This is a genomic window from Amycolatopsis sp. cmx-8-4 (assembly GCF_046548675.1).
GTDB lineage: Bacteria > Actinomycetota > Actinomycetes > Mycobacteriales > Pseudonocardiaceae > Amycolatopsis.
This window is the reverse complement of record NZ_JAEBDZ010000001.1, coordinates 676,305-702,204: the sequence shown is the minus strand read 5'-3', so window position 1 is coordinate 702,204 and position 25,900 is coordinate 676,305. Positions and strand designations below refer to the sequence as shown.

Annotated in this window: 28 protein-coding genes and 2 pseudogenes; 12 read left to right on the top strand and 18 right to left on the bottom strand. The window is 71.5% G+C overall.

Annotation, left to right across the window (positions count from 1 at the left end; all coding sequences use genetic code 11):
* The first annotated feature begins 27 nt into the window (after nt 1–27).
* Nucleotides 28–726 (top strand): creatininase family protein, encoded by a 699-nt coding sequence (locus tag ACLJQZ_RS03475; protein ID WP_410618503.1) that lies wholly within the window; start codon nt 28–30, stop codon nt 724–726.
* On the opposite strand, the gene ribA is transcribed toward ACLJQZ_RS03475, so the two are convergent.
* Genes ribA through ACLJQZ_RS03445 form a run of 6 tightly spaced genes read right to left on the bottom strand, consistent with a single transcriptional unit; the run spans nt 712 to nt 5,659 of the window.
* Nucleotides 712–1,365 (bottom strand): GTP cyclohydrolase II, encoded by a 654-nt coding sequence (gene ribA, locus ACLJQZ_RS03470; protein ID WP_410618502.1) that lies wholly within the window; start codon nt 1,363–1,365, stop codon nt 712–714. The two genes, ACLJQZ_RS03475 and ribA, sit on opposite strands and share 15 nt — an antisense overlap.
* Nucleotides 1,362–2,384, bottom strand: a complete 1,023-nt coding sequence (locus ACLJQZ_RS03465) for a lysylphosphatidylglycerol synthase transmembrane domain-containing protein (protein ID WP_410618501.1) — start codon at nt 2,382–2,384, stop codon at nt 1,362–1,364. Before ACLJQZ_RS03465 ends, ribA begins: the two co-directional genes overlap by 4 nt.
* On the bottom strand, nt 2,381–3,211 hold the full coding sequence (locus tag ACLJQZ_RS03460; RefSeq protein WP_410618500.1) for a methyltransferase domain-containing protein: 831 nt from the start codon (nt 3,209–3,211) through the stop codon (nt 2,381–2,383). The genes ACLJQZ_RS03465 and ACLJQZ_RS03460 overlap by 4 nt, the downstream gene beginning before the upstream one ends.
* Nucleotides 3,208–4,275, bottom strand: a complete 1,068-nt coding sequence (locus ACLJQZ_RS03455) for a glycosyltransferase family 4 protein (protein WP_410618499.1) — start codon at nt 4,273–4,275, stop codon at nt 3,208–3,210. The genes ACLJQZ_RS03460 and ACLJQZ_RS03455 overlap by 4 nt, the downstream gene beginning before the upstream one ends.
* Nucleotides 4,272–4,670 (bottom strand): 6-pyruvoyl trahydropterin synthase family protein, encoded by a 399-nt coding sequence (locus ACLJQZ_RS03450; protein WP_247058211.1) that lies wholly within the window; start codon nt 4,668–4,670, stop codon nt 4,272–4,274. Before ACLJQZ_RS03450 ends, ACLJQZ_RS03455 begins: the two co-directional genes overlap by 4 nt.
* A gap of 32 nt (nt 4,671–4,702) precedes the next feature.
* Entirely contained in the window at nt 4,703–5,659 is a 957-nt protein-coding gene (locus ACLJQZ_RS03445) for a zinc-dependent alcohol dehydrogenase (protein WP_410618498.1), read from the bottom strand.
* A 69-nt stretch (nt 5,660–5,728) separates the two neighbouring features.
* On the opposite strand from ACLJQZ_RS03445, the gene ACLJQZ_RS03440 reads away from it, so the two are divergent.
* Entirely contained in the window at nt 5,729–6,487 is a 759-nt protein-coding gene (locus tag ACLJQZ_RS03440; protein ID WP_410618497.1) for a CDP-alcohol phosphatidyltransferase family protein, read from the top strand.
* Nucleotides 6,488–6,504: 17 nt separating this feature from the next.
* Here ACLJQZ_RS03440 and ligD read toward each other — a convergent pair whose 3' ends face one another.
* The 3 genes and pseudogenes from ligD to ACLJQZ_RS03425 form a co-directional block, all read right to left on the bottom strand.
* Nucleotides 6,505–7,461 carry a non-homologous end-joining DNA ligase gene (ligD, locus tag ACLJQZ_RS03435; RefSeq protein ID WP_410618496.1) on the bottom strand — a complete coding sequence of 319 codons (957 nt, stop codon included), beginning with the start codon at nt 7,459–7,461 and terminating at the stop codon, nt 6,505–6,507.
* Nucleotides 7,462–7,513: 52 nt separating this feature from the next.
* Nucleotides 7,514–8,310 (bottom strand): annotated as a pseudogene (locus ACLJQZ_RS03430) (oxygenase MpaB family protein).
* 55 nt (nt 8,311–8,365) lie between these two features.
* Complete coding sequence (locus ACLJQZ_RS03425; protein WP_410618495.1) at nt 8,366–9,673, bottom strand: FAD-binding oxidoreductase; 1,308 nt, start codon at nt 9,671–9,673, stop codon at nt 8,366–8,368.
* A 92-nt stretch (nt 9,674–9,765) separates the two neighbouring features.
* Between ACLJQZ_RS03425 and ACLJQZ_RS03420 the strand changes: the two genes are divergently transcribed.
* The gene (locus tag ACLJQZ_RS03420) at nt 9,766–10,671 is read left to right on the top strand and encodes a LysR family transcriptional regulator (RefSeq protein WP_410618494.1); all 906 of its coding nucleotides are present in this window, start codon (nt 9,766–9,768) and stop codon (nt 10,669–10,671) included.
* A gap of 56 nt (nt 10,672–10,727) precedes the next feature.
* Nucleotides 10,728–11,903, top strand: coding sequence for an acyltransferase family protein (locus ACLJQZ_RS03415; protein ID WP_410618492.1), 1,176 nt, complete (start codon nt 10,728–10,730; stop codon nt 11,901–11,903).
* Here ACLJQZ_RS03415 and ACLJQZ_RS03410 read toward each other — a convergent pair.
* Nucleotides 11,900–12,295, bottom strand: a complete 396-nt coding sequence (locus ACLJQZ_RS03410) for a nitroreductase family deazaflavin-dependent oxidoreductase (protein ID WP_410618594.1) — start codon at nt 12,293–12,295, stop codon at nt 11,900–11,902. The genes ACLJQZ_RS03415 and ACLJQZ_RS03410 overlap by 4 nt on opposite strands.
* A gap of 145 nt (nt 12,296–12,440) precedes the next feature.
* On the opposite strand from ACLJQZ_RS03410, the gene ACLJQZ_RS03405 reads away from it, so the two are divergent.
* Nucleotides 12,441–12,905: a MarR family winged helix-turn-helix transcriptional regulator gene (locus ACLJQZ_RS03405; protein WP_410618491.1), complete on the top strand. Its 465-nt coding sequence runs from the start codon at nt 12,441–12,443 to the stop codon at nt 12,903–12,905.
* A gap of 104 nt (nt 12,906–13,009) precedes the next feature.
* Here ACLJQZ_RS03405 and ACLJQZ_RS03400 read toward each other — a convergent pair whose 3' ends face one another.
* The 3 genes from ACLJQZ_RS03400 to ACLJQZ_RS03390 are packed head-to-tail and all read right to left on the bottom strand — an operon-like array spanning nt 13,010 to nt 14,897.
* Nucleotides 13,010–13,369 (bottom strand): PLDc N-terminal domain-containing protein, encoded by a 360-nt coding sequence (locus tag ACLJQZ_RS03400; protein ID WP_247058222.1) that lies wholly within the window; start codon nt 13,367–13,369, stop codon nt 13,010–13,012.
* Nucleotides 13,370–13,405: 36 nt separating this feature from the next.
* A complete protein-coding gene (locus ACLJQZ_RS03395; RefSeq protein WP_410618490.1) occupies nt 13,406–14,176 on the bottom strand; it encodes a hypothetical protein in 771 nt (256 codons plus the stop codon).
* A 43-nt stretch (nt 14,177–14,219) separates the two neighbouring features.
* Nucleotides 14,220–14,897, bottom strand: coding sequence for a GNAT family N-acetyltransferase (locus ACLJQZ_RS03390; protein ID WP_410618489.1), 678 nt, complete (start codon nt 14,895–14,897; stop codon nt 14,220–14,222).
* Nucleotides 14,898–15,003: 106 nt separating this feature from the next.
* Here ACLJQZ_RS03390 and cutA point away from each other — a divergent pair, with 106 nt between their 5' ends.
* Nucleotides 15,004–15,330 (top strand): divalent-cation tolerance protein CutA, encoded by a 327-nt coding sequence (gene cutA, locus ACLJQZ_RS03385; protein WP_410618488.1) that lies wholly within the window; start codon nt 15,004–15,006, stop codon nt 15,328–15,330.
* Here cutA and ACLJQZ_RS03380 read toward each other — a convergent pair.
* On the bottom strand, nt 15,327–16,559 hold the full coding sequence (locus tag ACLJQZ_RS03380; protein ID WP_410618486.1) for a hypothetical protein: 1,233 nt from the start codon (nt 16,557–16,559) through the stop codon (nt 15,327–15,329). The genes cutA and ACLJQZ_RS03380 overlap by 4 nt on opposite strands.
* Before the next feature lie 130 nt (nt 16,560–16,689).
* On the opposite strand from ACLJQZ_RS03380, the gene ACLJQZ_RS03375 reads away from it, so the two are divergent.
* Nucleotides 16,690–16,974, top strand: coding sequence for a hypothetical protein (locus tag ACLJQZ_RS03375; RefSeq protein WP_410618485.1), 285 nt, complete (start codon nt 16,690–16,692; stop codon nt 16,972–16,974).
* A 59-nt stretch (nt 16,975–17,033) separates the two neighbouring features.
* Nucleotides 17,034–17,888: a PaaX family transcriptional regulator C-terminal domain-containing protein gene (locus ACLJQZ_RS03370; protein ID WP_410618484.1), complete on the top strand. Its 855-nt coding sequence runs from the start codon at nt 17,034–17,036 to the stop codon at nt 17,886–17,888.
* 48 nt (nt 17,889–17,936) lie between these two features.
* On the opposite strand, the gene ACLJQZ_RS03365 is transcribed toward ACLJQZ_RS03370, so the two are convergent.
* Nucleotides 17,937–18,329 carry a RidA family protein gene (locus ACLJQZ_RS03365; RefSeq protein ID WP_410618483.1) on the bottom strand — a complete coding sequence of 131 codons (393 nt, stop codon included), beginning with the start codon at nt 18,327–18,329 and terminating at the stop codon, nt 17,937–17,939.
* A 66-nt stretch (nt 18,330–18,395) separates the two neighbouring features.
* On the opposite strand from ACLJQZ_RS03365, the gene ACLJQZ_RS03360 reads away from it, so the two are divergent.
* Complete coding sequence (locus ACLJQZ_RS03360) at nt 18,396–20,738, top strand: bifunctional salicylyl-CoA 5-hydroxylase/oxidoreductase (protein ID WP_410618482.1); 2,343 nt, start codon at nt 18,396–18,398, stop codon at nt 20,736–20,738.
* Nucleotides 20,735–21,889, top strand: a complete 1,155-nt coding sequence (locus ACLJQZ_RS03355; protein ID WP_410618481.1) for an acyl-CoA dehydrogenase family protein — start codon at nt 20,735–20,737, stop codon at nt 21,887–21,889. The genes ACLJQZ_RS03360 and ACLJQZ_RS03355 overlap by 4 nt, the downstream gene beginning before the upstream one ends.
* Here the strand turns inward: ACLJQZ_RS03355 and ACLJQZ_RS03350 are convergent.
* Nucleotides 21,846–22,100 carry a hypothetical protein gene (locus tag ACLJQZ_RS03350; protein WP_410618480.1) on the bottom strand — a complete coding sequence of 85 codons (255 nt, stop codon included), beginning with the start codon at nt 22,098–22,100 and terminating at the stop codon, nt 21,846–21,848. The two genes, ACLJQZ_RS03355 and ACLJQZ_RS03350, sit on opposite strands and share 44 nt — an antisense overlap.
* 455 nt (nt 22,101–22,555) lie before the next feature.
* Nucleotides 22,556–22,963 (bottom strand): hypothetical protein, encoded by a 408-nt coding sequence (locus ACLJQZ_RS03345; protein WP_410618479.1) that lies wholly within the window; start codon nt 22,961–22,963, stop codon nt 22,556–22,558.
* A 164-nt stretch (nt 22,964–23,127) separates the two neighbouring features.
* Here ACLJQZ_RS03345 and ACLJQZ_RS03340 point away from each other — a divergent pair.
* Nucleotides 23,128–23,340 (top strand): annotated as a pseudogene (locus ACLJQZ_RS03340) (helix-turn-helix domain-containing protein); the annotation flags it as partial.
* 93 nt (nt 23,341–23,433) lie between these two features.
* Entirely contained in the window at nt 23,434–24,492 is a 1,059-nt protein-coding gene (locus ACLJQZ_RS03335) for a hypothetical protein (protein WP_410618598.1), read from the top strand.
* A 1-nt stretch (nt 24,493) separates the two neighbouring features.
* On the opposite strand, the gene ACLJQZ_RS03330 is transcribed toward ACLJQZ_RS03335, so the two are convergent.
* The gene (locus tag ACLJQZ_RS03330) at nt 24,494–25,897 is read right to left on the bottom strand and encodes a GH1 family beta-glucosidase (protein WP_410618478.1); all 1,404 of its coding nucleotides are present in this window, start codon (nt 25,895–25,897) and stop codon (nt 24,494–24,496) included.
* Between the last annotated feature and the right edge of the window lie 3 nt (nt 25,898–25,900).

Sequence of the window (25,900 nt, the reverse complement as noted above, 5' to 3'; positions counted from 1 at the left end):
GCCACCAACATAGAGAAGGGGTGCGCCATGACCGACCTGTTCCCGCTCGCGACCACGGCCGACGAGCAGCGGCGGCGGGCGGCGGTCGCGGTGCTGCCGATCGGCAGCTTCGAGCAGCACGGCGCGCACTTGCCGCTGGTGACGGACACCGTCATCGCCGCGACGCTGGCCAAGGCCGTCGCCGACGCGTACCCCGTGCTGCACCTGCCGCCGCTCCCGATCTCCTGCTCGCACGAGCACGCCGCGTGGCCCGGCACGGTCAGCGTCTCCGCGCGCACGCTGCACGCCGTCGTCACGGACGTCGCGGACTCGCTCGAAGCGTCCGGCGTGGACCGGCTCGTGCTGGTCAACGGGCACGGCGGCAACTACGTACTGTCCAATGTGGTCCAGGAGTCGAAGGGGTCGATGGCGCTGTTCCCCGGCGTCGCGGACTGGCAGGCCGCGCACACCGCGGCCGGCCTGCGGACGTCGCTGGACGACGACATGCACGCGGGCGAGCTGGAGACGTCGATCCTGCTGCACGCCCACCCGCACCTGGTCCGGACCGGCTACGAGACGGCCGACCACGTCACCGACCGCGAGCACCTGCTGACGCTGGGCCTGCGGGCGTACACGGAGTCGGGCGTCGTCGGCCGGCCGTCGCTGGCGACCGCCGCGAAGGGGCACGTCGTGCTGGACACGCTGGTCCAGCGCTTCGCCGCCGTCCTGGAGCTATTTGGCGGCTGAGAACGCCTGGTCCAGGTGCGGGAGCAGGTGGTCCATGCGTTCGGCTTTGGTCCGGAGGTACCGCAGGCTCTCCGGATTCGGCGGAACCAGCAGCGGAACCTGCTCGCTGATCCGGATTCCGTAGCGGGTGAGCTGTTCGACCTTCGCCGGGTTGTTCGACAGCAGCCGCACCGAGCGAACGCCGAGGTCCTGCAGGATGCCGGCCGCCGCGTGGTAGTCCCGGGCGTCGATCGGGAGGCCGAGCGCCACGTTCGCGTCCACCGTGTCGAGGCCCTCGTCCTGCAGCCGCATCGCCTTGAGCTTCGCCAGCAGGCCGATACCGCGGCCCTCGTGGCCCTGGACGTAGACCAGCACGCCCGAGCCCTCTTCGACGATCCGGTCGAGTGCGGCGGCCAGCTGGTCGCCGCACTCGCAGTGCGTCGAACCGAAGACGTCCCCGGTGAGGCACTCGCTGTGCACGCGGGTGAGCGTCCCCAGCTCGGCGATCTCGCCGTAGACCAGTGCGACCTGCTCGGTGCCGCTGCGGTCCAGGTAGCCGACCGCGCGGAAGAGGCCGTGCCGGGTCGGCAGCCGGGTCTCGACCACCCGCTCGACCACGGCCCGGTGCGGCAGGTTTTCGACGGCTTCGCTTGCGGTCATGACTTGATTCCCATCTCCGATTCGATCCCGGTGTCGGCCGCCTTGCGCGGGGCGGGGACGACGGTTCCGGCGTGCGGAGCGCGAGCCAGGCGGAACCCGGCGACGCTCCGGACGAGCAGGACACCGGCGCCGGGCAGGCTCGCGACCAGCGAGAGCACGCCGTAGACGACGGCGACGGTGACACCTTGGGCGGCGCCGAGGCCGGCCGCGCCGAAGAGCAGGGCGCAGACGCCTTCGCGCGGGCCGAAGCCACCGACGTTGAGCGGGAGACCCATCGCGAGCAGCGCGAGGATCATCAGGGGCAGCAGCTGCCCGACCGGCGCGGCCACCCCGGCGACGCGGGCGGCGACGACGAACAGCGCCAGGTGCCCGGCCAGCGTCGCGACCGACAGGAAGCCGACGGCGGGCCACGTCTCGCGGGTCAGCAGGCCCAGGCGGACGTCGGCGAGCGTGGCGGCGAAACCGCGGCGCACCTTCGACGGGCTGTGGATCCAGCGGCCGCCGACCGTCCGGCCGATCACCGCGGCGGCGACCGCGAGCAGCACCACCACGACCCCGCAGAGCGTCACGACCTCGCGGAACGCGCCCGGCACGACCCCCGGCCAGGCCAGCACGACGGTCACGGCGGAGCCGATCAGGACGACCTGCCCGGCGGTGCGTTCGAGGACGACGGCGCGCACGCCGCGCGGCACGTCGCCGGACTCGCGGCCGTGCTGGACCGCGCGGTGGACGTCGCCGAGGACGCCCGCGGGCAGCACGCCGTTGAGGAACAGCGCGCGGTAGTAGTCGCCGACCGCGGTCCGCAGCGAAAGCCGCAGGCCGAGCCGGGTGGCGACGATCTGCCAGCGGCCCGCGCTGAACAGCGTCGTCGCGAAGCCGATGCCGAGCGCGGCCACCACGCCGACGGTGTCGATCCGGCCGAGGCCGTCGAGGAAGGCGCCGCTGCCGAGCTGCCAGACGAGCACAGCGAGGATGCCGACGGCGGCGAGGATGCGCAGCCAGGCCAGCGCGCGCTTCACGCCGCCACCTCCAGGCTCGGCGGCAGGACCAGCAGGTCGCCGTGGTGGATCACCGCGTGCAGCTCGCCGGCCTGAGCCATTTCCAGCCGGCGCTGCAGGTAGACGTCGGCGGCCGGGAGCAGGTCCGGGACCTGCTCGACAGCGGCGCCGACCCAGCCGCGCAGCCACTGTTGCTGCAGTTCGGCCTGGCCGGGGCCGAGGCGCCAGGCGCTGGCCGCGCGGACCACGGTCGCGCCGAGCCGGCCGAACGCGGTCGCGGCGACGTCCAGCGCGGCCGGGCCGAGCAGGCGGCGGCCACCGGTGATCCGGCGCTGGTGGGCGTTGAAGGCGGCGGCGATCTCGTCGTCGAGCGGGTCGGCGGGCGACAGCTCGACGCGGCCGTCCACCGAGAGCATCAGCAGCGCCGCGCAGCCGGCCCCGACGATCGCGCCGGCCAGCGCCGTGACCTCGTCCTTGGTCAGCAGGTCGAGCAGCGCGGACGCGGTGACCAGCGACGTCCCGTCGAGATCCGGCGCGCGCAACGCCGTGACGTCGCGCTGCTCCGTGACGACGTCGACGGGGCTGCCGTCGAGCGCGGTCCGCGGCAGGCCGGCCTGGGCGTGGGCCAGCAGGGCGGTGTCGTGGTCGTGCAGGATCCAGTGCTGGGTGCCGGGCAGGCGCGCGGCCAGCCAGCGGCCAAGCGAGCCGGTGCCGCAGCCGAGGTCGCGGATGACGACCTCTTCGTCGTCCGGCAGGTAGTCCCGCAGCGGTTCGAGCAGCTGGGGCGCGCGGGCCGCCGCGTCGGCGGGCTCCCGTAGGCTCAGCCACTCCGTCGAATAGGTACTCATGCGGCCGCCTCCTGCCGCTGCAGCACCTCGGCGATCCGGCGCGCGGTGGCGTCCCAGCCGGTCAGCGTCTCGCGGCGCAGCTGCGCCGACGTGCGCAAACGCTTGCGCAGGTCGGCTTCGGTCAGCCAGCGGCGCAGCGCGGCACCGAGCGCTTCGACGTCGTCGCCCGGCACGAGCATCCCGGGCACCGAGCCGTCCGGCGCGACGCCGAGGGTGTCGGGCAGCGCGTCGACCTCGGTGGTCAGCACCGGGACGCCGCGGGAGAGGGCTTCGGTGACGACCATGCCGTACGTCTCGGCGCGCGAAGGCAGCACGAGCAGGTCGGCGGAGTGGTAGGTCGCGGCGAGCGCCGGGCCGGTCCGCGGGCCGGTGAGGGTGAAGCGGGCGCCGAGGCGGTGCTCGCGCAGCCGCTCGACGTACTTCGTCTCCCGGCGGATCCCGCCGACGCATTCGCAGGTCCAGCGCAGGTCGGCGACGGTCTCGAGGGCCTGGGCGAGCACGCCCTGGCCCTTGCGCGGGGTCACGTTGGCCACGCAGACCAGGCGCGACATGCCGTCGGTGCCGATCGACAGCGGCGCCGGGTCGACCCCGGGCGTCACGGCGTGGACGCGGTGCGGAGCCAGGCCGTGGTGGCGGATCAGCCGCCGCGCCGCCCACTCGCTGGTCGCGACGACCGAGCTCGCGGCGTGCAGCGTGTCGCGTTCCAGCGCGTCCAGCTCGGCGGCGAGCGCGGGCGGCAGGCCGGTCTCGTCGGCCAGCGGCAGGTGCACCAGGACCGAGAGCGACAGGCGGCGCGCCTGCGGGACGATCACCTCGGGCACACCGCACGCGACCAGGCCGTCGAGCAGCACGGCGGAGCCGGTGGGCAGCGCCGAAAGCAGGTGGCCGAGGACCGCGCGCGCCTCGGTGTCCGGCCGCGGCCAGCTGCCGCCGACGGCGATCTCGTGGACGTCGAGGCCCGCCGCGGTGAGGCCGTCGCACATCCGGCGGTCGTAGACGTTGCCGCCGCTCGGGACGGCCGGGTCGTCGACGTCACCCGGCAAGATCACGTAGATGGCGTTCACAACGCACGCTCGTAACTCGCCCAGGCGACGTGCGATTCCTTCAGCGAGACGGTGATGCCTTCGAGCCCGCGCGCGCCTTCGCCGAGGCGCCCGGCGTGGATCGCGTCGGCGAGGCGGTCGGCGACGACCTTCGCGAGGAACTCGGTCGAGGTGTTGATGCCCTTGAACACCGGCTCGTCGTCGAGGTTGCGGTAGTTCAGGTCGCTCAGCACCGCCCCGAGCTCTTCCGTGGCCTTGCCGATGTCGACGACGATGTTGTCCTCGTCGAGGTCGGTGCGGCGGAAGGTGGCATCCACCACGAAGGTCGCGCCGTGCAGGCGTTGCGCGGGTCCGAAGACTTCTCCGCGGAAGCTGTGGGCGACCATCACGTGGTCACGGACGGTGATGCTGAACACCAAGACCTCCGATGCGTTCGGGGTGGACGTGGTTACTGCGGCTGATACATGACACGGAGACAGCGGGCGGAAAGTTCATTCGTGGCCAACCGGGGTAACACCGACGGCAGGTCGTCAAACGCGCATTCGCCGTTGACCAGCGCCTCGAACGCCGGATCGGCCAGAAGATCGAGAGCGACGCCGAGCCGCTGCGCGTAGTCGCGGTCCGGGCGCGCGACCGTGCCGACCTGGCTGCTGCGGATCGTCAGCCGTCGCGAGTGGAAGTTCTCGCCGAGCGGCACGCTGACCTTCCGGTCGCCGTACCAGGACAGCTCGACGACCTCGCCGTCGGTCGCGAGCAGCTCCAGCGCCCTCGCGAGGCCGGCTTCGGACGCGCTCGCGTGGACGACGAGGTCGCAGTCGCCCAGCGCCGCTTCCGGCGTCGCGAAGTCGACGCCGAGTGCGTCGGCGATCGCTTTCTGTCGCGGGTCGACGTCGACGAGCTGCACGCGCGTCGCGGGGAAGCCGTTGAGCAGTTTCGCGACGCCGGCGCCGACCATCCCGGCGCCGATCACGGCGATCCGGTCACCGAGCCGCGGCCGCGCGTCCCACACGGCGTTGACCGCGGTCTCGACGGTGCCGGCGAGGATCGCGCGGCCGGGCGGGACGTTGTCGGGCACGAGGGTCACGGCGCTCACCGGGACGACGTACGCGGTCTGGTGCGGGTAGAGGCAGAAGACGGTCTTGCCCCGGAGTTCGCCGGTTTCGACGACGCCGACGTTGAGGTAGCCGTACTTCACCGGGCCGGAGAACTCGCCGTCCTGGAACGGCGCGCGCATGACGTCGTACTGGCTCGCCGGGACGCCGCCGCGGAACACGAGGGTCTCGGTGCCGCGCGAGACGCCCGAATACAGCGTGCGCACAAGGACTTCGTCCGGTCCGGGGTCGCGCAGCGTCACGGGCCGGATCTCGCCTTCGCCCGGCTTTTGAACCCAGAAAGCGCGTTCCACGTGTTTCTCCTAGCAGGCGACCGGAGGCTGGTGTCGCCGCCACCCTATGAGCAATTCGCGGAGCGGACGATGATCAAGCAGGGACTTCTCCTACGCGCGGCGGTGCCGGCGTGGGTGCTCACCGCCGGGGCCGTCGCCGGTGGCCTCGCGCCGATCGCCTGGGCGACCGGGCTCGTGTTCGGCCTCGCGCTGGTGCTGCTGACGGGCTGGGGCCTGCGACGCACCGGCCGCGCGAGTTTCGGCCCGGCGGACTGGATCACCTTCGCCCGGGCGACGCTCGTCGGCTGCGCCGCGGAACTGATCGCGGACGCCCACCAGCCGATCGCGTGGCTGGTCGCGCTGATCGCCGTCGCCCTGGCGCTGGACGGCGTCGACGGCCAGGTCGCCCGCCGCACCGGGACGTCGTCGGAGTTCGGCGCCCGCTTCGACATGGAGATCGACGCGTTCCTGATCCTGCTGCTGTGCGTCCAGGTGTCGGAGAAGCTCGGCCTGTGGGTGCTGGCGATCGGCCTGATGCGCTACGCGTTCGTCGCGGCTTCCTGGGCGATGCCGTGGCTGACGGCGCCGCTGTACCCGAGCATGGCGCGCAAGACGGTGGCCGCGGTCCAGGGCGTGGTGCTGGTGGTCGCGGTGTCGGAGATCCTGCCGGTGGCGTGGACGTTCGCCGCGGTCGTCTTCGCGCTGACGTCGCTGGTCTGGTCGTTCGGCCGCGACATCGTCTGGCTGGCCCGGACGCGCGTCCCGGCGGCCCGCCCGGCCCCGATCGCGGTCCTCACCCGCCGCCTCGGCCACGGCGCAGCCCTTCCTGGCCACAACCAGGCCGCCTAGCGCTGGACGAACCTGGGTCAGCCGGACTCGCGGGCGGCCTTGGCGCGGCGCTTGCCCTCGTGCATCGCGGCCACCCGGGCGACCGGGATCGTGTGGCCCTCCTCCACCAGGTCCGCCGGCAGCACGAACGGCTCCGGCATCTCCGCCGTCCACGGGTCGCCGTCGGCGAGCAGGCCCGGCGCGGTGTGGACCGTGAAGTCCGACGGCTTCACGCCGTCCAGGTCGGCCCAGCGGACCGGGAACGACACCGGCGCGCCCGGGCGGTTGCGGGGGCTGTAGACGCAGACGACCGTGCCGCCGCCGGAGCGGGTCGAGTCCAGGAAGACCTTGCCGTCACGGCGGTCCTTGACGAACTCCGTCGTGCCGCGCGCCGGGTCGATGCGCTCGGCCCGGGCCGCGACGGCCCGGGTGGCCGCCGCGATGTCTTCGGTCGACTGGCCCGGCGCGAGCGGGACGAAGACGTGCAGGCCCTTCGAACCACTGGTCTTGACAGCGCCGTCAAGACCGTCGGCCCGCAGTGCCTCCCGCACCAGCTTCGCGGCGTCGATCGCCAGCGTGAACGGGCCTTCCTCCGGCGGGTCGAGGTCCAGGACGAGGTGCGTCGGCCCGGTCGTGGGATCGCCGCGGAAGAGCGTCACGTGGTACTCGATCGCCCGCTGGTTGCCGAACCAGATCAGCGTGCGCAGGTCGTTGCCCAGCGCGTAGGTGACTTCGCGGCGCGAGCGATCGGCCCACAGCGGCATCCGCTCGACCCAGTCCGGCGTGTACTTCGGCAGGTTCTTCTGCATGAACGGCCCCTGGCCGCGCAGCACCCGCACCACCGACAACGGCCGATCGCGCAGCTCCGGCACCATCCGGTCGGCGACCGCTTCGAGGTAGTCGAGCATCTCGCGCTTGGTGGCCCCCGCGCCGGGGAAGATCTCCTGGTCGAGACTGCTCAACTTGACGCCGTGACGGAGCTCATCGCTGCTCATCGGCCCACCTTCGCCCGCGCGCGCGAAGCGGTCAACTCGTTGCGAGCCTTCCTCAGACCGGCCGACGCCCGGTGCGCAGCCGGCGGCGGAGGTCCAGAGGCAGACGTTGTACGGGAACCGCCGCACCGGACCCGGACTGAGCCGGACCACCGCGCCGACCCCGCGCAGGAGTGCGTCGAACCGGCGTTGGTCGGCCGCGGTCCAGGTCAGGTGCATTTCCGCGCGGAAGTGCGGTGGCAGGAAGCCCGTCGTCACGAACCGGTGGAAGCGCCGGCCGGGTGTGGCCGCGACGGGGTGCACGAACCGCGGGTCGACGATGTCGGTGAGGTAGCGGCGGACGGTGTCGTCGATGGCCACCTCGGCGACCCCCGCGGTCCAGTACTCCTCGAACGCCTCGCGGGTCGCCGGCCACATGTCGGGCCGGACCTGCAACGTCGTGCCGAGCGTCGCGGCTTCGCCGTAGCACCGCTCCAGGTCGCCGCCGAGGAACGCCCGGTAGACGTCCTCGAAGCCCTTGTAGAGGCAGGCGGCGACCCAGAGCTGGAGATCGGCGTCGAACGCGTCGTAGGTCACCGGGCTGTCCGGCGCCGAGTGGACCTGGGCGTGGGCCCGGTTGACGCCGCGGCGGTAGGCGGCGCGCTCGGCGTCGGTGCCCATCGTGGCGACGGCGAGGTAGGTGAGCGTGGTCCGCGTCCGCTTCACCGGGTGCCGGAACAGGTTTCCGCTGTCGACCTTGCTCTCCAGCACGCCGTAACCGACCGGTGCGCGCGAGAGCTGCATGATCACGTTCGCGCTGCCGGCCAGCAGCCCGGCGCCGAGAACGGCGTCGCGGAGCGCGGTCATCGGCACGCCTCCTCGCCCGAGCGGGTTCCGCGTCCCAGGAAACGCCGCTATTGACGCCGTGTCAAGAACCGAACGTGGCCTTCGGGTCGTACTCGCGCTTGAGCTCGCGCAACCGCCGCAGGTCACCCGCCGGGTAGACGCTCTCGGCGACCTCCGCCGGGTCGTGCTCGCCGTACACGAACGGCAGCAGCCGCCCGCTCGACCACGGCGTCAGCGCGTCGAACAGCTTCGCGTGCGCCCGCCGGACCGGCTCGATCCCGGCCTCGACCACGGAAAGCGCCCGGACGACGAACTCCGCCGCGCTGTCCCAGCCGACGCCCGGCACCGCCGGCGGCCGGGTGAGCGCACCGCCCAGCCGGTCGACGATCAGCACCGTGTCGACGTCCGCGCCCGGGCCCGCGTGCTCGACGATCGCGTCGAGCATGGCGTCGTTGAGCTGGGTGACCGTCGCGTTGGTGCCGTGGTAGCCGTGCGGGTGCGGCGGCTCGGCCGCGATCGAGCCGGACTCGCTGAACGGCATCGGCTTCAGCGTGTCCAGCAACGCGGGCGCCACGGCCCGCAGCGGCGCGACGAGGCCGTCACCGCCGTCGCCGAGGTAGGCGATCCGGACGTGCGCGATGTGCTTGCCGCGCAAGGGTTCCGGCACCATCGGCAGGTCGGGGTACGGGATCATCGCGAGTGACGTCGTCAGCGTGTCGGGCGCGCTCGACGCCCACGTGCGCCAGGCCCGCAGCACGGCGGGGATGTCGTCGGTGCCGAAGTAGAGGCCGCCGCCGTACAGCTCGGTGACCGGGACCAGGCCGATCTCCAGCGCGGTCACGATGCCGAAGTCCGCCCGGCCGCCGCGCAGCGCCCAGAACAGGTCCGAGCCCGCCTCGACGTGCTGCAGCGAACCGTCGGCGGTCACGACGTCGATCCCGCGCACGTGGTCGGCGGCGCGGCCGTACTTCCGCGCCATCAGGCCGAAGCCGCCGCTGAGGGTGTAGCCGACGACGCCGACGTCCGGCGACGAGCCGCTGAGCGGGGCGAGCCCGTGCTTCGCGGCGGCTTCGAGCACCGCGCCCCACCGGACCCCGGCCTCGACGCGGGCGGTGCCGGCCTCGGCGTCGACCTCCACGCCGGTCAGCCGGCGGGTGCTGATCAACAGTCCTTCGGTGCCCGCGGTCAGGCCGTGCCCGGTGGCCTGCACGGCAACGCGCAGGCCGCGGGCCGCGGCGAACCGGACGGCGGTGACGACGTCGGCGGCGGTCTCGGCGCCGACGACCACGGCGGGCCGGCTGGCGACGGCGAGCTGGAAGCCGGCGACCTCGTCGGCGTAGCCGTCCTGGCCGGGCTCGAAGACCTGACCGGTGAGCGGGGTGACGTCCATCGTGAGCTCCTCCTTCGGTGCTCCCTCCACCTTCGGCCCGCGACGATCAGAAGTCCAAGATCTGGTTTGTATCCCGGCTAGAATCAGTGCTTATGGAACTGCACCAGCTCGCGTACTTCGTCGCCGTCGCGGAGGAAGGCAACTTCACGCGCGCGGCGGAGCGGATGCACGTCGCCCAACCCGGGGTCAGCGCCCAGATCCGGCGGCTCGAGCGCGAGCTGGGCCAGGAGCTGCTGGACCGCTCCGGCCGCACCGTCCGGCTCACCGACGTCGGCGCGGCCGCGTTGCCGCACGCCCGGGCCGCGCTCGCGGCGGTGCAGGGCGTTCGCGAAGCCGTCGACGAGCTGGCCGGGCTGGTCCGCGGCCAGGTCGCGCTCGGCGCCGTGACGTCGGCGGGCCCGGTCGGGCTGCCGGACCTGCTGGCCGGGTTCCACGAGCGCTACCCGGCGGTGGAGATCACGCTGGCCGAGGCCAACTCCGACACGATGCTGACGGCGTTGCGGGAAGGCCGGCTCGACCTGGCGATCGTCGGTCTCGCGTCCGAGCCGCCGCCGGGCATCACGACGCAGGTGCTGATCGACGAGCCGTTCCTGGCCGTCACGGCGCCGTCGGGTCCGCTGGCCGGCCGCGCGGAGGTCGCGCTGGCCGACCTGGCCGGGCCGCCGCTGATGGCCCTGCCGAAGGGCACCGGCCTGCGCACGGCGCTGGACCGGGCCTTCGCGGCCGAAGGGCTGACGCCGCGGATCGCGTTCGAGGCGGCGGACCCGAACGTGCTGGTGCAGCTGGCGGTGCGCGGCCTCGGCGTGGCGGTGGTGCCGGAGTCCCTGGCCCGCTACCACGAGGGTGACGTGCGGGTGCTCGACATCGTCCGGCCGCGGCTGCGCGGTGTGCTGGCGCTGGCGTGGCGCGCGGAGGGCCCGATCGGCCCGGCGGCCCGCGCCCTGATCGCGTTCGCCCGGACGCGCTTGCCCCGCCCCACACCGCCGGGGCGTCCGTAGCCACGTCCTATACTCGCCCCCGACTGTGACACTGATGGGGGAACGTCTTGCGCACGATGAGCCATGAGGACTACCTCGGCAGCCGGCGCTTCCCCGGGCTCGACGGCCTGCGCGCGCTGGCCGCGACGATGGTCATCTTCTTCCACTTCGGCGGCCCGAAGTGGGGCTGGCTGTCGGGCTGGGTCGGCGTCTACATCTTCTTCGTGCTGTCCGGCTTCCTGATCACGACGCTGCTGCTGCGCGAGCAGGACCGCACCGGCCGGATCTCGCTGTCGAACTTCTACATCCGGCGCGTCTTCCGGATCCTGCCGCCGTACCTGGTGATCCTCGGCGGGATCGTCGCGTTCGTCGTCCTGCGCGGCGAGTTCCACGCCCGCGACTTCCCGAACGCGCTGAAGTTCTACCTGACGTTCCTCAACGAGTTCCTGCCGTCGTTCACCAACGGCACGGACAACTTCTTCAGCGGCTCGTGGACGCTGGGCATCGAGGAGAAGTTCTACCTGGTCTGGCCGTTCCTGCTGGTCGCGATCGGGATCGGCGCGGCCAAGCGCAAGTTCCTGCTGGTCGGCGTGGCGATGGTCACGCTGCTGGCCCTGGTGCCGCTGACCACCGGCGGCTGGATCCTCGGCGACTCGAAGGTCGCGATCTACCGCTCGACCATCCACTACTTCATCCTGGCCAGCGGCTGCCTGCTGGCGATCCTGCTGCACTACCGCCGCGGGTACGCGCTGCTGAAGCCGCTGACGCACCCGCTGGCCGCGATCCCGATCGTCGCCGCGTTCGGCCTGCTGCACACGAACCTCGACACCCTGTGGAACGAGACGCGGCAGAACCTGCTGCTGCTCGTCGGGTACACGGTGCTGACGATGCTGCTGCTGATCGTCCTGGTCAGCCCGGGCCCGCTGGGCCGGCTGCTCGGCACGGCGCCGATGCGCTTCGTCGGCGAGCGGTCGTACTCGCTCTACCTGCTGCAGGGCCCGGTGCACTTCGCCGTCGTCCAGGCGGTGCCGGGGCTCGTGGTGAACCGCACGGTCACGGCGTTGACGGTGTTCCTGGTCGGCCTGGCGATCGCGGACCTGATCCACCGCTGGGTGGAGAAGCCGCTGATCGACGTCGGCAAGCGGCTCATCACGCGCAAGGAAGCCCGGCGCGAGGAGCGGGAGGCCGTCGAGCAGCCTGCCGAGCCTCGCGTCGAGCCGTCCCCGGCGTCGGCGAAGACGTCGGTTTCCTAGCGCTCCAGGACGATGATCGGGATGATCCGGTCGGTCTTCTTCTCGTAGTCGGCGAAGCCCTCGGCGTGGGCGATCATGCCCGCGTACAGCCGGTCGCGCTCGGCGCGGTCGGTGATCACGGTGGCCGTCGCCTCGAACGTCTCGGTGCCGACCTCGAGGGTCACCTTCGGGTTCGCGACCAGGTTGTGGAACCACGCCGGGTTCTTCGGCGCGCCACCCATGGACGCGGCGATCACCAGGCGGTCGCCGTCGCGGGTGTAGACCAGCGGGGACAGGCGCTCTTCGCCGCTCTTCGCCCCGATCGTCGTGAGCAGCAGCACGTTCTTGCCCTCGAACATGCCGCCGACGACACCCTCGTTCGCGCGGAACTCCTCGGCGACCCCCTGGTTCATCGCGCGAACTTCGGTCAAACCCGGAACCTCGGACGTCATCTCAACCCCTGTTTCTAGCCGGTACGCTCGATTGGTACCCCGAGGTAGGCTCGGGAGCGGTCGAAGCGTTTGTTTTGCAAACAAAGCTACCGATGGGAGGAGTGCGATGTCAACGGAAGCTGGGCCGAGTGTCGAAGACGGCGTGCGGCGGCTCCTCTTGCTCATGCCGCGCCTGGTCGGCCGGGCGAAGCGCACTCCGGTCCCCGACGAGCTCAACGGCTGCACGCTGGCGCCGCGGCACCTCTCGCTGCTGTCCTACCTGCTCTTCGACGGCCCGATGACGGTCACCGAGCTGGCCGGCCGCCTGGAGGTCGCTCCGACGACGGCGAGCCTGATGGTCGGCGACCTCAGCCGCCAGGGCGTGCTGAACCGCGACGAAGACCCCGCCGACCGCCGCCGCACGATCGTCAGCATCCAGCCGGACAAGCGCCCGGCCGTCGACGCCTGGCTGGCCCGCGGCGCGCAAGCGTGGAGCAACGCGCTCACGCCGTTGACGCCGGCCGAGCGCAAGCTGGTGATCTCGACGCTGGAGGCCTACGAACGCGGCTCCTGCGAAGGCCCTGCCTGCTAGCGCCCACCTGCTAGCGCCCCAATGTGGCGTTGGGTGCGTCCAACGCACCCAATGTGGCGTTCGGTGCGTCCAACGCACCCAACGCCACATTGGGGCGTTCGGGCTCAGGCGTCGCTGCCCTTCTCGCGCGCCAGCTTCCGCTGCGCCTCCGCGCGCTCGCGGCACTTGCGGAGGAACTCTTCGTCGTCGTCCGCGCTCGTCGCCGCGAACCGGCCGGGCCGGTCGTACTCCGGGAACGCGGGCGCGGTGCGCTCGTAACGGCCGGTAGCGCGCGACACCTGCTGCGGCCGCCCCGCGACCAGCCAGACGATCGACCCGACCAGCGGCACCAGCAGCACGAGCAGCAGCCACAACGTCTTCGGCAGGTTGCGGCACGACGACTCGTCCGTGGTGATCACGTCGACCAGGCAGAAGATCCACAGCCCGAGCGTGACGAAACCGAGCAGCCCGTCCATGTACAGCAATTTCGGCCTTCCCCCAGAGAAATGAACGCGGTAGTTCTAGCAGAGGCCACCGGCGGAACTTCCGCGGGTCACCCGAAGTACTTGGGGCATCCGGAGATTCGGCGACGACACCCACGCCGTTTCCGCTTCTGTCAGGCGGAAACGGCGCAACGCCTGGAGAACCCCGGTCGCGAGGGCGATCGCGTGCGCCGGCCCCGGGCATTCGCGCGGTCCGGCACCGAACGGCGTCCCGGTGAGTTCGACGGCGACGTCCTCGCCGTCGACGCGGCGGCGCGTGCGCAGCACCGGCGGGTCGGCCAGCAGCTCGCCCGGTTTTCCGGCCAGCCGCGCGGAAAGCGCGTTGCCGATCAGGCCGGCGGTGGCGTCGCAGGCCTGGACGAGCAGGCCGATCCGGGCGGCCGTCTCTTCGTCGGCTCCCCCGCACGCCTCGACCAGCCGTCCCATCGCCGCTTCCGCCGCGTCCGAAGGCGTGACGTGCGGGTGGTACGCGGCCGCGACCAGGGCGACGTCCGCCGAGACGTCCGGCAGCCCGAGCGCCTCCGCGAGCACGCCGACCGGCACCGGCCGGGCGATCGCGGCCATCACGTCGACGTCTTCGACCGACTCCATGATCCGCTGGGTCCACGCGAAAGCCTTGTCCCGCAACGCGTTCTCGTCGATCTCGGCGAGCAGCGACACGGCGAGGGCGCGCCGCCGGACGTGGTCGGCGCCGTTGCTGAAGCGGGCGACGGACGCGCGCAGCCAGGCGACGCCGCCGGGCGAGACGTCGGCGGGAACGGGTGGCACCGGGGCGGTCAGCTGGGTCATGCGGTGACCGTAGGCGCGGGAAACGTCGGCGCCCGCCGAAGTTTCAGAGCACCGACGTCGCCGGGAACCACGTCGCCTGCGGGCCCGCGCAGCGCGTCACCCGCGGGACGGCGTGCTCGAACCACCACGCCTCGGTGACGCGGCCGTCGGGCAGCCGGTAGGTCGGCGGGCCGGCGACGCGGGCGAGCCCCGCGGCCTGCAGCGACCGCGCGCTCGCGACGTTGCCGACCTCCGCGCCGGCCCGCACCCGCGGCAGGCCGAGGTGGTCGTGCGCCAGGACGAGCCCGGTGGCGAAGAGCGTCCGGCCGATGCCGCGGCCGCGGTAGTCCGGCGCGAGATAGCCGCCGGTCTCCGGCCCGCCGTCCTCACCGGTGTGCACGCTCACCAGGCCGACGCACCGGCCGGCCTCGAGGTCGATCATCACCAGGTCGATCGACTGCGGATCGGGCGACACCCAGTCCGGCCCGGTGCCGGGCACGACACGCAACGCGTCCGCCCGGGCCCCCCGCGCGACGATGGAGTCGCGCTGCCAGCCGAGCCACCGCTGCGCGGCCGGATCACTGCCACAAGCCACGGCGGCGGCGTACTCCCAGGCGGTGGGCGTGCGGAACAGGAAGCGCCCGGTGCGCACCACATGGCCGGACCGGTCGCAGGCCCGCTTGGACATCAGGCGCCCGCGCCGGCTGAGCCGGTCGAAGATCCCCTTGGTGGCTGGCAGCATCGCGGCGAAATCGTAGCGGAGCGCCCGGTCGCACCCAGTGGAAGCGGCACCTCCAAGCCGACGCCCGGCCCCGGCGGAGGCCAGCTGCCGCCCCTAGGCTGACCTCATGGCTGTCCACCTTCTCGTGACGACGACGACCCCGGACCGCGAGTCCGGCGCGAAGCTCGCCGGGTCGGCGGTGGCCGCGCGCCTGGCGGCCACCGCCCAGGTCACCGGCCCGGTGTCGTCGTTTTTCCGGCACCTCGGCGAGCAAGGCGAGGGCGAAGAGTGGAACGTGACGTTCAAGACCACGGACGCCCGCTACGCCGAGCTGGAAGCGCACATCATCGAGCAGCACCCGTGGTCCAAGCCGGAGGTGACCGCGATCGAACTCGCCCGCGGGTCCGCGGACTACCTGCGCTGGGTCGAGACGGCGACCAGTCCGGAGGCTTAGGCGTCCAACCGGGCCAGCAGGTCGGCGACGACCGGGGTCGACCGGTAGCGAGCCATCCGCCGGGCCACCGCCGTGATCCGGGTCGCAGGCCGCACCGAACCGACGCCCGCGGCCAGGTCGACGGCTCGCGTGAGGGTCGCGGCGGCTTGCTCGACCTCGCCGGCCTGCAGGTACGACGTGGCGAGCCACGTCAGGTACAGCGCCTTGTCACGTGCGTGCGTGTCGTCGAACCCGGCCAGGACCCGCTCCAGCACCGGGACGGCCCGCAGCGGCCGGCGGAGCTCGGTCCAGCACCGCCCGGCCATGATGTCGATCTCGGTCTCGTCGACCCAGAACACCCAGTCGGGTTCTGGCCGGCTGTCCCGGACCCACAGGGCTTCACGCGCCAGGTTCAGCGCCCGGTCGGCCTCATGTGGCTCTCCGGCAGCGGCGTGCGCCCACGCTTTCCGCTCAAGCAACAGGGCGTTCACGTTCGGCGTGGCCATCGGTCGCGCGACCTCGTATGAGTCGGCGGCCAGCGCGGTCCCACTCTGCGATGTCGTCGTGGTCCGCTGGTAGGCGGCGTACGCCAGAGCATTCCCCGCCAGATCGAGCGCGCCGGCTTCTTCGGCTGTCTTCCCGCTCTCGCCGTACAGCCGCTGAGCGAGGGTGTGCCTGCCGTTGTCGAAGGCGGCCCAACCCGCTTGTTGCTGCTGCTCGGCCAGCAACGCCCGCAACTGCCGGCCGATTTCGGCTGCATGGCTGGAGTCGCGGAGCAGCCGCTGCGTGAAATCGACCTCTGCGGCGTACACGGGAAAGGTCTCGGCGCCGCCCATGATGTTGTCGAGACGCCGGAGGCGAGCTGTCCGGCGGCGCAGTTCGTCGATGTCGGACTGCCCGATCCGGCGTGTGGTCGGCTCTTCGGTACGGGCGAGCGGGATGGCCAGAGCGGCTACTGCTCCGATGAACTCACGTCGTTGCACTACTTCTCCCGCCTTCGCCTTCCGCCGTTCCACGCGCGTCGACCTGACAGCGCGCCGAACTTCCTGCTCGCTGATCTCGAAGCTCGCGGCGATGTGCTTCTGCCAGAACGGCGTCACCAGCCGTCGCTCGGACTCCCACCGCGAGATCTCGTTCCGGGTCACGGCTCGCCCCGCAAGCTCGGAGAGCACCTCAGCCTGGTCGGTTTGGGATCGACCGGCCTGTTTTCGCAGGAACCGGAGCAGAACACCTATCCCGTGCTGCTCCACTCGCACTCCTCGCGGTCCGGCGCCACTGGGTGGCCATCATCGCCCTGGCCCCCGAATCCGGCCACTCCGTGCGAATGGCCACCCGCACTGGGCACTCCTACCAGCCATTATCACTCCTAGCGTCAACGGCGTGACGACGCGCGATGATCACCAGGCCCCAGCCGCGGCAGTGATCTACATCGAACCGGCGGCGATCCACCCCGTCATCGACGGCGAGTGGCACCGGACCCGGTTGACCGGCATCCCCCACCCCGGCCAAAGCGTCACGATGCTGTGCGGCGTGATCGCGGCCGCTGCGTTCGAGCCGTGGGAGCAGCGCCGCGCGCACGGCGCGCTGACCATGTGCCACGGCTGCGACCTGATCCACCGGCGCCACCACGGCATCCCGCAGGCGCACGACCGGCTCCGCCGATGACGCCGGATCGGCCGCAAACGGATATCCCCAGGTCGCGACCCGCACGATATTGTGACCCGATGACGGCCGTACCCGAGGCGACCGAACTGGACGGCTCCGGCCGTGCGGCCCAGCCTCGTCAGCTCATCGTGACGGTGTACGGCCTCTATTCGCGCACCGAAGGCGGCTGGCTTTCCGTCGCGTCGCTGATCGATCTGCTGGCCGCCGTCGGGGTCGACGAGCCCGCTGTGCGCTCGTCGATCTCCCGGCTGAAGCGGCGCGGGATCCTCGAGGCCGTGCGGCGCAACGCCACCGCGGGCTACGAGCTGTCCGACGACGCCCGCGGGATCCTGCGCGAAGGCGACGAGCGGATCTTCCGCCGGGAGCGCGCGACTCCGGCCGACGGCTGGCTCCTCGCGGTGTTCTCGGTGCCCGAAACCGAGCGGCACAAGCGCCACCTGCTGCGCACCCAGCTCGCCCGGATGGGCTTCGGCACCGCCGCCTCGGGCGTCTGGATCGCGCCCGCGCACCTGCACGACGTCACGGCCGAGGCGCTGACCCGCCTCGGCCTCGCCGGGTACGCCGACCTCTTCCGGGCCGACCACCTGGCCTTCGGCGACGTCGCGGCGAAGGTCCGCGACTGGTGGGACCTCGACCGGCTCGACGAGCTGTACACGACGTTCCTCGACGAGCACGGCCCGGCGCTGCGGCGCTGGCAGCGGCGCAAGTCCGTCGCCGACGAAGAGGCCTTCGGCGACTACGTCCGGGTGCTCACCGGCTGGCGGCGGATGCCCTACCTCGACCCCGGCCTGCCCGCGGAGTTCCTGCCGCGCGACTGGTCGGGCATCCGCGCGGCCGAGCTGTTCTTCGAGCTGCACGCCCGGCTGGAGGACCCGGCCCGCGCGTACGTCTCGAAGGCGATCAGCCTCGGCTGAGTCCTCTGCCGCGGCTGGTCGTGAGTGTTTAGGGCGGTTCTAACCGCCCTAAACACTCACGACCGCGAAGCCTTGGACCTCGACCAGCGCTTCCTCATCCCAGAGCCGGTCGACGCCGATGCCGGCCATCGCCGGGTACTCGGTGCCCGCCAGGCGCCGCCAGACCGCGCCGATCTCGCGCGCGTGGGCCCGGTAGTCGGCCATGTCGACGATGTAGATCGTCACGCTGCAGAGATCCGCGGGTGCGCCGCCGGCCGCGCGCAGCGACGTCAGCAGGTTGCCCAGCGCGCGCTCGAACTGCTCGACGACGCCGTCGCCGACGATCCGGTTCGACGCGTCCAGCGCGGTCTGCCCGGCGAGGAAGACGACGCGCCCCTCGGCGACCACCGCGTGCGAGAACCCGGACGGCTTGCCCAGCTCCGGCGGGTTGATGCGTTCCATGCGGACACGGTAGCCCATCTATCGCCTTATTGACGGTCGTACGCGTGACGACATACCCTGGACGGCGTGCGTATCGCGGTGATCGGCGGCGGCCCGGCGGGCCTGTACTTCGCCGCGCTGACCAAACAGCTCGGCCCGGGTCACGACATCACCGTCTGGGAGCGCAACGCGCCCGACGACACCTTCGGCTTCGGCGTGGTGTTCTCGGACGAGACGCTCGGCGGGATCGAGCACGCCGACGCGGCCGTGCACGAGGCCATGCGCGCCGAGTTCGCCCGCTGGGACGACATCGACGTCCACTACCGCGGCACCGTCACGACCTCGGGCGGCCACGGTTTCGCCGCGATGAGCCGCAAGCGCCTGCTCGGCATCCTGCAGAACCGCTGCGCGGAGCTCGGCGTCGAGCTGCGTTTCCGCGACGAGGCGCCGGTCGACTTGTCGGCCTACGACCTGGTCATCGCCGCCGACGGCGTCAACTCCGCGGTCCGCGCGAAGCACGCCGAGCACTTCCGGCCGAGCGTCGAGACGCGCCGGTGCCGCTACATCTGGCTCGGCACGGACCTGGTGTTCGACGCCTTCAAGTTCTACGTCCTCGAGACGCCGGCCGGGATCATGCAGATCCACGGCTACCCGTACGGCCGCGAGGGCAGCACGTTCATCCTCGAGGTGCAGGAGGACGTCTGGCAACGGACGTTCGCCCCCGTCGCCGCGACCGCGCTCAAGCCCGGCGAGAGCGACGAGAACTCGATTTCGCTGATCCGCGAACTCTGCGCCGACGTCCTGCAGGGCCACGGCGTCCTGGCGAACAACTCGAAGTGGGTCACGTTCGGCACCGTGCGCTGCGAGACCTGGGTGCACGGCAACGTCGTCCTCCTCGGCGACGCCGCGCACACCGCGCACTTCTCGATCGGCTCCGGCACGAAGCTGGCGATGGAGGACGCGCTCGCGCTGGCCGCGTGTCTGCACGAAAACGACGGTGTCGAGGAGGCGCTCAAGGCGTACGAGCTGGAACGGCGTCCGGTCGTGACGTCGACCCAGCGCGCCGCGCAGGCCAGCCTGGAGTGGTTCGAGAACATCGCGCAGTACGCCCACCAGGACCCGCCGCAGTTCGCGTTCAACATCCTGACGCGCAGCCGCCGCGTCACCTACGACAACCTCCGCCTGCGCGACCCGGAGTTCGCCGCCGAGCTGGACCACTGGTTCGCGCGCTCGCTCGGAACGACGTCGCGGCCGCCGATGTTCCAGCCGTTCAAGCTCGGCGAGCTGGAGCTGCCCAACCGGATCATCGTGTCGCCGATGGACATGTACTCCGCTGTGGACGGTGTCCCGGGCGACTTCCACCTGGTGCACCTGGGCAGCAAGGCCCTCGGCGGTGCCGGGCTGGTGATGACGGAGATGGTCTGCGTCTCGCCGGAAGGCCGGATCACGCCCGGCTGCGGCGGCCTCTACACCGCCGAGCAGGAAGCCGGGTGGAAACGGGTCGTCGACTTCGTGCACGCCCAGTCGTCCGCTCGCATCGGCGTCCAGTTAGGACACTCCGGCCGCAAAGGTTCGACAAAGCTCATGTGGGACGGCATCGACGAGCCGCTGCCTTCCGGCAACTGGGAAGTCTGCGGGCCCTCGGCGCTGCCGTACTCCGAGCGGAACCAAGTCCCTCGTGAACTGTCCACATCGGACATGATGGCGATCCGGGACGAGTTCGTCGCGTGCGCCGAAGCCGCCGCGCGCGCCGGGTTCGACGTCCTCGAACAGCACTGCGCGCACGGCTATCTGCTGTCCTCGTTCCTTTCGCCGCTGACGAACCAGCGGAGTGACGGCTACGGCGGCTCGCTGGAGAACCGGCTGCGCTTCCCGCTCGAAGTCTTCGACGCGGTCCGCGCCGCGTGGCCCGCCGAGCGGCCGATGACCGTCCGGATCTCGGCGACCGACTGGGCGGACGGCGGGATCGACGCCGACGACGCCGTCGAGATCGCGCGCGCCTTCGCTTCCCACGGGGCCAACGGCATCGACGTCTCGACCGGCCAGGTGGTGTGCGACGAGAGGCCGCAGTACGGCCGTAGTTACCAGACGCCGTACGCCGACCGGATCCGCAACGAGATCGGGCAGGAGTACGGCATCGCGGTGATCGCCGTCGGCGCGATCTCGTCGTACGACGACGTGAACTCGCTGATCCTGGCCGGCCGCGCGGACCTGTGCGCGCTGGGCCGCACGCACCTCTACGATCCACAGTGGACGTTGCACGCGGCGGCCGAGCAGGGCTATCCGATCGCCTGGCCGAAGCAGTTCGCCGCGGGCAACCGCAAGCCGCAGACCGGCCGTTCGGATGGCCCGGAACCGCGGCTCGACCTCGTCCGGTCGGGCCCGGCCGGCACCGCCCACGCCCGCTGGCGACCGGAAGGCGACCGATGACCTTCACCCTGGACGCGGACCAGCTCGCCTTCGCGGCGGACGTCCGGAAGCTGGCCGAGGAGCAGCTGCGCCCGCTCGCCGAGTCCGGTGTGGAGGGTGCGGTCAACCGCCCGCTGCTCAAGGCGATGGGCGCGCTCGGCCTGCTCTCGCGGCTCTTCCCGGGCGTCGCCGACGGAAAGCCGTCACGCCAGGCCGCCGCGACGGACTTGTGCATCCTGCGCGAGAACCTCGCGACGGTCAGCACCGAGGCCGAGACGGCGTTGGCGTTGCAGGGCCTGGGAAGTTACCCGATCCTGCAGTCCGGACAGGACGATCAGGTCGCGAAGTGGCTGCCCGCGGTGGCGGCCGGCGACGCGGTGGCGGCGTTCGCGCTGACCGAGCCGGACGCCGGTTCGGACGCGGCCGCGCTCTCACTGAAAGCCGAGCCCGACGGCGACGGCTGGCGCCTCACCGGCGAGAAGATGTGGATCTCCAACGCGCCCGAGGCCGACTTCTACACGGTGTTCGCGCGCACCACCGAAGGCGCGGGCTCCCGCGGCGTCAGCGCGTTCGTCGTGCCCGGTGACCGCCCGGGTCTCGGCGGCGAGCACCTCGACCTGGTCAGCCCGCACCCGATCGGCACCGTCACGTTCGACGGCGTAGAAGTCCGGCGCGAAGAGCTGCTCGGCGAGGAGAACCGCGGGTTCGCCGTCGCGATGCGGACCCTGGACCTGTTCCGCCCCAGCGTCGGCGCGTTCGCCGTCGGGATGGCGCAGGCCGCGCTCGACGCCACCGTGGACTACACCGGGCAGCGCGAAGCCTTTGGCGGCCCGCTGATCAAGCAGCAGGCGGTGGCGCACGCGCTGGCGGAGATGGCGACGCGCACGGAAGCCGCCCGGCTGCTGGTCTACGCGGCGGCGGGCGCGTACGACGCGGGTGAGCAGAACCTCGGCGGCCGCGCGGCAATGGCGAAGCTGTTCGCCACCGAGGCCGCCCAGTTCGTCGTCGACTCGGCGGTGCAGCTGCACGGCGCCCGGGCCTTGCGGCGGGGGCACCTGCTGGAACACCTCTACCGCGAGGTCCGCGCGCCGCGCATCTACGAAGGAGCGTCGGAGATCCAGCGGACGATCATCGCGCGCTGGCTGGCTTCCGCTCGAGCCACCACTGGCTGAAGACGAGCGCGATCGCCACACCGCCCCAGGACGAGATCGCCGCGACGCTCTGCGAGTAGGCCAGCTCGCTGCCGCCGAACGTGGTCGGGATCTGCGGCTCCAGCACGACCATCGCGATCGGCGTGATCAGCCGGTTGACGATGATCGAGAACGTCATGGCCGCACTGCGGATCATCCACTTGCGGTGGTCGCCGAAGCGCCGCTCGCGCACCGCGCGCCAGCCGGCGAAGCCCGGACGGCAGCACGCCGGCGAAGACGTACGCGCGGCCGGCGTAGCGGTGGAAAACGGGGTACGTCCGGCGCAGCCACGGCCAGATCTGCAGCACGGCGCCCACCATGGCGACGGATCCGAAGATCACGTGGGCGACGAGGAACCAGTAGTGCGCGGGAAAGCCGGCCGGCTGCGGCACCCGCGACCGCGCCGGATCGAAGGCGAGGTACGGCGGCAGCGAGAAGGCCAGGAACGCGAGCACGAGCAACGCGAGCGGCCCGATCCACGGCCGTCGCCACCACGGCCGCCGCTGCGGTGGCGCGGGTCTGATTTCCGTCCGGACGCTCATGGTTCCCCCAAGGGTCGGCTACCCGTACGAAGCTAGGGAAACCCCCGGGGCCGGACCATGGGGCCCACCACCTGCACCCTGGTGGGGCCCGCCTTACCGCCGAATCTCACAGGACCGCGAAAACCACACTCAGACCCGGCCGGGTGATCCAGCCGACCGGCCCCGCTGATCTCGGATGATCTTTCAGCTCATTGTTCACCGCACCCGTCACGACGGCCACAGCATCGACGCGAGGAGCACCGCACACGTGAATCGTGAATCCCGCGCCGGCGATATCGGCGAGCCCCCGCGCCAGCGTCCGTGCTGCCTGAGACAACCCGACCAGGTCGACGGGAAAGCGATCCAGCACGAGACACCCGTGCGGACAACCACCGCCCAAGACGAGCGGTCGGGGAAAAACGATCCGGCCCGCGTCGATTTCGCGGCCGAGCCGCTGCCCGAACGCGCTCGCGCCGCAGGGATCGAATCGAGCATCAGCTGCCGTGAAGATGGCCATGACCAGCAAGCGATCCATTCGCCTCCCCTTTCCCGCGACTGACTTCCACCAAACCGCAGCGCAGGCACTGGGCCTATCGGCCGTACCGATCACGCACACCATGTGCGGATTCTGCAAATTCGCTTCTCAAGCGCTGAGCCGAGCTATCGTGAAAGTGCCAGGACCCCGTCCGGGGAGGCCCGATGAGTCACGACGACGTGCTCAGCCAGTTGCTCCGGCACCCTCGCCCGCCTCGCGAGGTCGTCCGGATTGCCCGTTGTGCCGCCGGTTGGACGCAAGGCGCGCTCGGTCATCGGTGCGGGTGCTCGGCCAGCCAGATCTCACGGTGGGAAACGGGCAGGTCACCGCTTCGGGACGTCGGTGTCCTGCAGCTCCTGGCGGTCGCGCTCGGCTTGCCGATTCAAGTATTCGGCCTTCTCCCCGATAACCCACACGGAGTGTCCGACAGGACGTCGCCTGGTCGTGGGCCTACTGTTGGCCCGGTTCCGGTGCCGATGCTCGAGGAGGACGACCCGATGCGGCGTCGCACTTTGCTGGCCGGAGTGGGCGGCCTGGCCGGGAGTGCCCTGTTCGGGGCGCAGCCCGCGTTCGGCTCCGCCGATCCGATCCGCTCGCTCGAAAGCGCGTTGCTCAACCCGCCGATCGCGAATGCGGGAGCCGCGTCGTTGCCGGAACTCGCTCAAGCGGTGGCGCGGACCCGGTCGGTCTTCCAGCAGGCGAAATACGCCGATCTCGCTGCTCTGATCCCCCAGGTACTCGCCCGTGCGATGGCCACCCGAGCGCAATCACGTTCAGCCGAAGACGTCGCGGTCGTCAACCGGCACCTCGCCGAACTGTACACGCTGACGACCGAATTGATGATCAAAGTCGGAAACGACCGGCTGGCCTGGACCAGCGCGGACCGCGCGCTGCAAGCCGCGGACGCTGGCGGCGACGTACTCACTCAAGCCACCACTCGCCGGACTTGGGGAATCGTGCTTCGCCGGTCGGGCCGAGCCGAAACCGCGCGTCAGCTGGTCGTCGATGCAGCGGCCGCCTTGCAACCCGAATTGCATCGCGGAGCGGATCATCTATCCGTGTACGGCTCACTGCTGGAGACCGGCGCTTACACGGCGGCCGTCGACGGAGATCGTGACACCGCGAAGACACTGATCCTCGAAGCCGCCGACGCGGCACGACACGTTTCCGCCGGTCCACATGCGACGGCGTTCAACCCCACCGCCGTCGGCCTATACCAGATCAGTATCGCCCGTGTTCTCGGCGATTCGGGTGCCGCCATCGAGCACGCCCGGCGCATCGACCCCGCCGCCATCCCGGTCGTCGAACGGCGGGCCCGGTACTACTCGGACGTCGCTCGGGCATTCCACCAATGGGGCAAACCGGAGCAGTGTTATCGGGCCTTGCTCGCGGCCGAGCACGCGTCACCGGACGAAGTGCGCTACCGCAAGACGATCCACCGGATCACCGAGAGCCTGATCCGGCACCCGAACGCGAGAAACCTCCCAGGGCTCCCCGCGTTCGCGCGCCGGACCGGCGTCCCGATCTAACTCAGCTGCCGCGGACCCGGCGGACCATGTCGCGGTAGAAGAGGCCGCTCTGCTTGACCGTGCGCTCCTGCGTCTCGTAGTCCACCCGGATCAGGCCGAACCGCTTCGCGTAGCCGTAAGCCCACTCGAAGTTGTCCAAAAGGGACCACGCGAAGTAGCCCCGGACGTCCGCGCCCGCGTTGCGCGCCGCCGCCACCGCGGCGATGTGCGAGGCCAGGTACGCCGTGCGCTGCTCGTCGCGGACGAAGCCGCTCGAGTCCGGGTCGTCGTCGAACGCCGAGCCGTTCTCCGTGATGTACATCGGGACGCCCGGGTAGTCGCGGCCCAGGCGGGTCAGCAGTTCGGTGAACTTGTCCGGCAGGATCTCCCAGCCCATCGCCGTCGTCGGCTCGCCGAACGGCACCGCGCGGGACGTCGGGACGCCGTCCGAGTCGACCGCGCTGCCTTGCTCGTCGACGCCGGAGAACTGCTGGCCGAAGTAGTAGTTGACGCCGAGGAAGTCCAACGGTGTCGAAATCACCGAAAGGTCGCCGTCCTGCACCGGCAGCTTGACGCCGCGCGCGGCCAGGTCCTCGACCACGTCTTCCGGGTACTCCCCGCGCACCAGCGGGTCCAGGTAGATCCGGACGCCAAGGCCGTCCGCTTGCCGCGCCGCGCGGACGTCTTCCGGCGCGTCGGTCGCCGGGTCGGCGGTGCACATGTTGAGCGTGATGCCGAACTCCGTGTCCGCCGGTGCGGCCTCACGCATCCGCTGCGTCGCGAGGCCGTGGCCCAGCAGCAGGTGGTGCACCGCGTGCAGCCCGGCCGCGTAGTCCCGGCGGCCCGGCGCCATCACACCGTGCACGTACCCGTGCATCGCCGAGCACCACGGCTCGTTCAACGTCGTCCAGTGCCGCACGCGGTCCTTGAGGCGGTCGAACACCAGCATCGCGTAGTCCGCGAAGCGGTACGCCGTGTCGCGCGCCGGCCAGCCGCCCGCGTCTTCGAGCTCCTGCGGCAGGTCCCAGTGGTAGAGCGTCAGCCACGGCGTGATGCCCTTGCCGAGCGTCTCGTCGACCAGCCGGTCGTAGAACCCGATGCCCGCCTCGTTGACCGGGCCGCGGCCGCGCGGCTGGATCCGGGGCCACGCCACGGAGAACCGGTAGGTGTCCGCGCCCAGCTCACTGACCAGCCCGATGTCTTCCGGCATCCGGTGGTAGTGGTCGCAGGCGATGTCACCGTTGTCATTGTTGTCGATCGCCCACGGGACCTGGCAGAAAGTGTCCCAAATGGACGGTGTGCGCCCGTCTTCGGAGACCGCTCCTTCGATCTGGTACGCGGCGGTGGCCACGCCCCAGCGGAAGTCCGGCGGCAGGCTGTCGATCAACGCCTGCTGCTGCGCGGTCGCGGCTGTGGTCTCGGTCAAGGC